Annotated in this window: 4 protein-coding genes and 1 riboswitch; of the genes, 2 read left to right on the forward strand and 2 right to left on the reverse strand. The window is 64.9% G+C overall.

The annotated features are described in order from the left end of the window. Together thiC and AC1DSN_RS19605 are read right to left on the reverse strand one after the other, a co-directional pair. Positions 1-1,140, reverse strand: a 1,140-nt coding sequence (thiC, locus tag AC1DSN_RS19600) for a phosphomethylpyrimidine synthase ThiC (RefSeq protein ID WP_477332354.1), incomplete at its 3' end; no start/stop codon positions are given. Positions 1,141-1,214: 74 nt separating this feature from the next. Beyond that, positions 1,215-1,313: riboswitch (TPP riboswitch) on the reverse strand. Positions 1,314-1,349: 36 nt separating this feature from the next. Further along, positions 1,350-2,012, reverse strand: coding sequence for a TetR/AcrR family transcriptional regulator (locus AC1DSN_RS19605; RefSeq protein ID WP_063571981.1), 663 nt, complete (start codon positions 2,010-2,012; stop codon positions 1,350-1,352). 362 nt (positions 2,013-2,374) lie between these two features. Between AC1DSN_RS19605 and AC1DSN_RS19610 the strand changes: the two genes are divergently transcribed. Further along, positions 2,375-3,034, forward strand: a complete 660-nt coding sequence (locus AC1DSN_RS19610) for a protein-L-isoaspartate O-methyltransferase family protein (protein WP_477332356.1) — start codon at positions 2,375-2,377, stop codon at positions 3,032-3,034. A 35-nt stretch (positions 3,035-3,069) separates the two neighbouring features. After that, positions 3,070-3,970, forward strand: a 901-nt coding sequence (locus AC1DSN_RS19615) for a TolC family protein (RefSeq protein WP_477332358.1), incomplete at its 3' end; no start/stop codon positions are given.

The raw sequence follows: 3,970 nt of genomic DNA on the forward strand, positions 1-3,970 counted from the left end.
GGACACGTCATAGGCCTTCATGATCTCGCAGATGTCTTCGAAGTGCGTGTAGAGGAAGTTCTCGCGGTGGTGCGCCAGGCACCACTTGGCCATGATCGAGCCGCCGCGCGAGACGATACCGGTGACGCGCTTGGCGGTGAGCGGCACGTAGCGCAGCAACACGCCGGCGTGGATGGTGAAGTAGTCGACGCCCTGCTCTGCCTGCTCGATCAGCGTATCGCGGAAAATCTCCCAGGTGAGGTCTTCGGCGACGCCCCCTACTTTCTCCAGCGCCTGGTAGATCGGCACCGTGCCGATGGGCACCGGCGCATTGCGGATGATCCACTCGCGTGTTTCGTGGATGTGCTTGCCGGTGGAGAGATCCATCACCGTGTCGCCGCCCCAGCGGATCGCCCAGACCAGTTTCTCCACCTCTTCGGCGATGCCCGAACTCACCGCGCTGTTGCCGATGTTGGCGTTGACCTTGGTCAGGAAGTTGCGGCCGATGATCATCGGCTCGACTTCCGGGTGGTTGATGTTGGCGGGGATGATCGCGCGGCCACGTGCCACTTCATCGCGCACGAATTCGGGCGTGATCCGGCTCGGCAGCGAGGCACCAAAGGATTCGCCCGGATGCTGAACGCGAAGCGCGCTGTCGACGAGGGCCTCCAGACGCTGGTTCTCGCGGATGGCGATGTATTCCATCTCCGGCGTCACGATGCCGCGGCGTGCGTAGTGCATCTGCGTGACATTGGCGCCGGCTTTGGCGCGCAGGGGCATGCGCTGGGTACCGAAGCGGATGGGGTCCAGGCGCGCATCGTCGGCACGCGCCCGCCCGAAGGCGGAAGACAGGCCATCCAGACGCTCGACATCACCCCGTTCGGCGATCCATCGCGCACGCAGTGCCGGGAGACCGCTGGCCAGATCGACGGCGTGCTCGGGATCGGTGTAGGGACCGGAGGTGTCGTAGGCCACGATCGGGGGATTTTCTTCGCCGCCGAACAGGGTCGGCGTGGGGGCCTGGACGATCTCTCGCAGCGGCACGCGCAGATCGGGGCGGCTGCCGGTCACGTGGATCTTGCGCGAGCCGGCGATCGGCGTGGTAACGGCTTCGGACAGCTCGCGCGCGGCGCGGGCAAGATCGGAGGGCATGGCGTTCATTGGCTTCTCGTTCCTTGCGGATAAGGGGAGAAGCGGACGGCGCCGCCACGGAAGCACACGTGCGCGGACGCACGTTACCCGTGGACGAAGCTTCCTACGCCGGTACGGACCGGATCAGGTTCGAAGGGACTCTCTCAGCCCGCGCAATCGCTTGGGCACCCCCGCTTCGAGGGGGATTCAACCACGAAGCGGGTGTCGGACGCGAGCGCTCAGCAGTCCGGGCGCGGCTCGTAAGCGCGGATGAACATCTCGACAGCGGCCAGGGCATTGGCCTTGACCTCTTCGCCGAACTGCACGGCGCAGTCTTCGCAACCGAACAGGCGACGCAGCAGCAGGTCGCCCTTGAGCAGGGCCAGGAACTGCGTGGTGGCGCGCGAGGTGTCGGCTATCTCGAGCTGACCGCGCTCCGTGGCGCCGTCGAGCAGGCGCTGCATCAGCTTGTGCATGCGCACCGGGCCTTCTTCCCATACCAGCCGGCCGAAACGCGGGTTACCGCCGGCCTGGCAGTCGGAAAGGATGGCGCGGAAGGTGCCGACCGATTCGACGTTCGTTTCCATCGCCGCGTGGCGGCTGGCGATGTTATTCAGGGTTACGCGGATGTCCGCGCCCGGGCTGAAGTCGAAGAGATCGTCCGGGAGGCGTTCCTGAACGTGGGCGCGGATGACCTCGCGGAAGAGGTTGTCCTTGTCGCCGAAATGGCTGTAGACGGTGAGCTTGGAGACGCCCGCGGAAGCCGCGACGGCGTCCATGCTGGTTCCCGCGAAGCCGCCCTGGGTGAAGAGCGCCTTGGCGGCATCGAGGATGGCCGCGCGCTTCTCCATATCCTTCGGACGCCCGGGACCCTGCGTTTTCATTTTCGGGCTGGCGTTCATGGCTACACCTTCACAAACAAAAATTATGACTTTATTATACGCAGCGGTTCAGTTATTTCCAGCACGTCATGGTTGTCATTCACGCCGCAGGAAAAAGTAAGGGTCTGGCCGCCCGTCTACCTTAGAATGAAGTGGGGCCGGCCCTTACCGTTCCCATGGGCATCAGGCACTTGCGCCACCCGCCGTTCAGGCGCCAGCGAGCCACCGTAGGGCGGGACATGACTTCCGTCAGTTCTGTCCGGTGACTTCCGGCACTTAGTAGGAGTGGCGCGGGGACCGCAGCCTTAACACATTGGGAAAGCGGGCTACGAACGCTTATCCTTTCGAACCTTTTTATAGCTTTTCGTACGGAATCCAACACCATGGCGATGAATTTCGAGCAGGCCCGGCAGAACATGGTTGAAAACCAGGTTCGCCCGTGGGAAGTCCTGGACTTCGACGTCCTCGAGACCCTGAAGGGTATCCGCCGCGAAGACTTCGTCGCAGCGGCCCACCGCAACGTGTCTTTTGCCGACCTCACCCTGCCCCTGGGCCACGGCGAGGTGATGATGAAGCCGGTGGTGGAAGGCCGCGTGCTGCAGGCTCTGGAGCTGAAGAAGACCGACGCCGTGCTCGAAATCGGCACCGGCTCGGGCTTTCTTACCGCCTGCCTCGCCCGCCTCTCCGCCCACGTGACCAGCATCGACATGCACGCCGACTTCGTCGAGGCCGCTCGCCAGCGCCTCACCGCGACCGGGGTGACCAACGTCTCGCTGGAGACCGCCGAGGCCGTCAACGGCTACAACCCGACCGGTGTTTTCGATGCCGTCGTCATTACCGGTGCCGTGCACACGGTTCCCGAAAAGTTCGTGCGCTGGCTCAAGCCGGGTGGGCGCATGTTCGTCGTACGCGGCGATTCCCCCGCGCAGACGGCAGTGCTCCTCACCCACGAGGGTGAAGGTCGCTTCCGCGAGGAATCGCTGTTTGAAACGGACCTYCCCTACCTGGCGCACGCTGCGCCGGTGAAGCGCTTCGTGCTCTGACCCACAAGATTACCCATCACCCACGAGGCGAAATCATGCGCTTGAAGCTGCTCACCGTCGCGCTTGCATTGGCCGCGACGCCGTTCGCGAGCCATGCTGAAGACCTGCTCGACGCCTACCGCCAGGCGCGTGCAAACGATCCGGTGCTGTCGCAGGCCGATTCCACCCGTCTCGCCACCGGCGAAGGCGTGGATCAGGCACGCGCGTTGCTGCTGCCTCAGGTCAACGGCTCGGTCGGTATTACCCAGTCCAACCCGGCAGGCCCCTCGCGTTCGGTGCTGACCGACGCCGCTGGTAACCCGCTCCTCGACGGCAACGGCAATCCGCTGCTGAGCAGCGACATCGGCCACACCCGCGAGCGTACGCTGAGCGCGACGGTGACCCAGAGCGTGCTGAATTTCAGCCAGATCGCCGACCTGCAGGCGGCGCATTCGTCCGCCAACTCGCAGAACGCGACGTACGAAGCCGCCCTCCAGCAGCTGGCGACGCGCGTGGCCACGGCCTACTTCCAGGTCCTGACCAACGACGACGCCCTGACCTTCGCCAAGGCCAACGAGCAGGCCCTCGCCCGCCAGCTGGAACAGGCGCAGCAGCGTTTCGACGTCGGCCTGTCCGCCATCACGGACGTGCAGGACGCCAAGGCCCAGCACGACACCTCGGTCGCCTCCGTCATCACGGCTGAGAACACCCTGGCCGACTCGCGCGAAGCCCTCACCCAGATCACCGGCAAGCCGGCGGACAACCTGAAGAAGCTGCGTGAGCAGCTGCCAATGGATCCCCCGACCCCGAACGATCCGAAGGCCTGGGTGGCCGAAGCGGTCAAGAGCAGCCCGAGCATTCTCGCCGCTCAGTACAGCGTCGAGTCGAGCGAGCACAGCATCTCCTCCGCCCGCGCCGGCCATCTGCCGACGATCGACGCGTCGCTGGGTTACAACA

Source organism: Luteibacter sp. P4_D7_3 (assembly GCF_056401735.1).

What these genes read in the sequence shown, in the direction of transcription:
- AC1DSN_RS19605 (WP_063571981.1), bottom strand. Translation starts at nt 2,012, where the DNA reads ATGAACGCCAGCCCGAAAATGAAAACGCAGGGTCCCGGGCGTCCGAAG.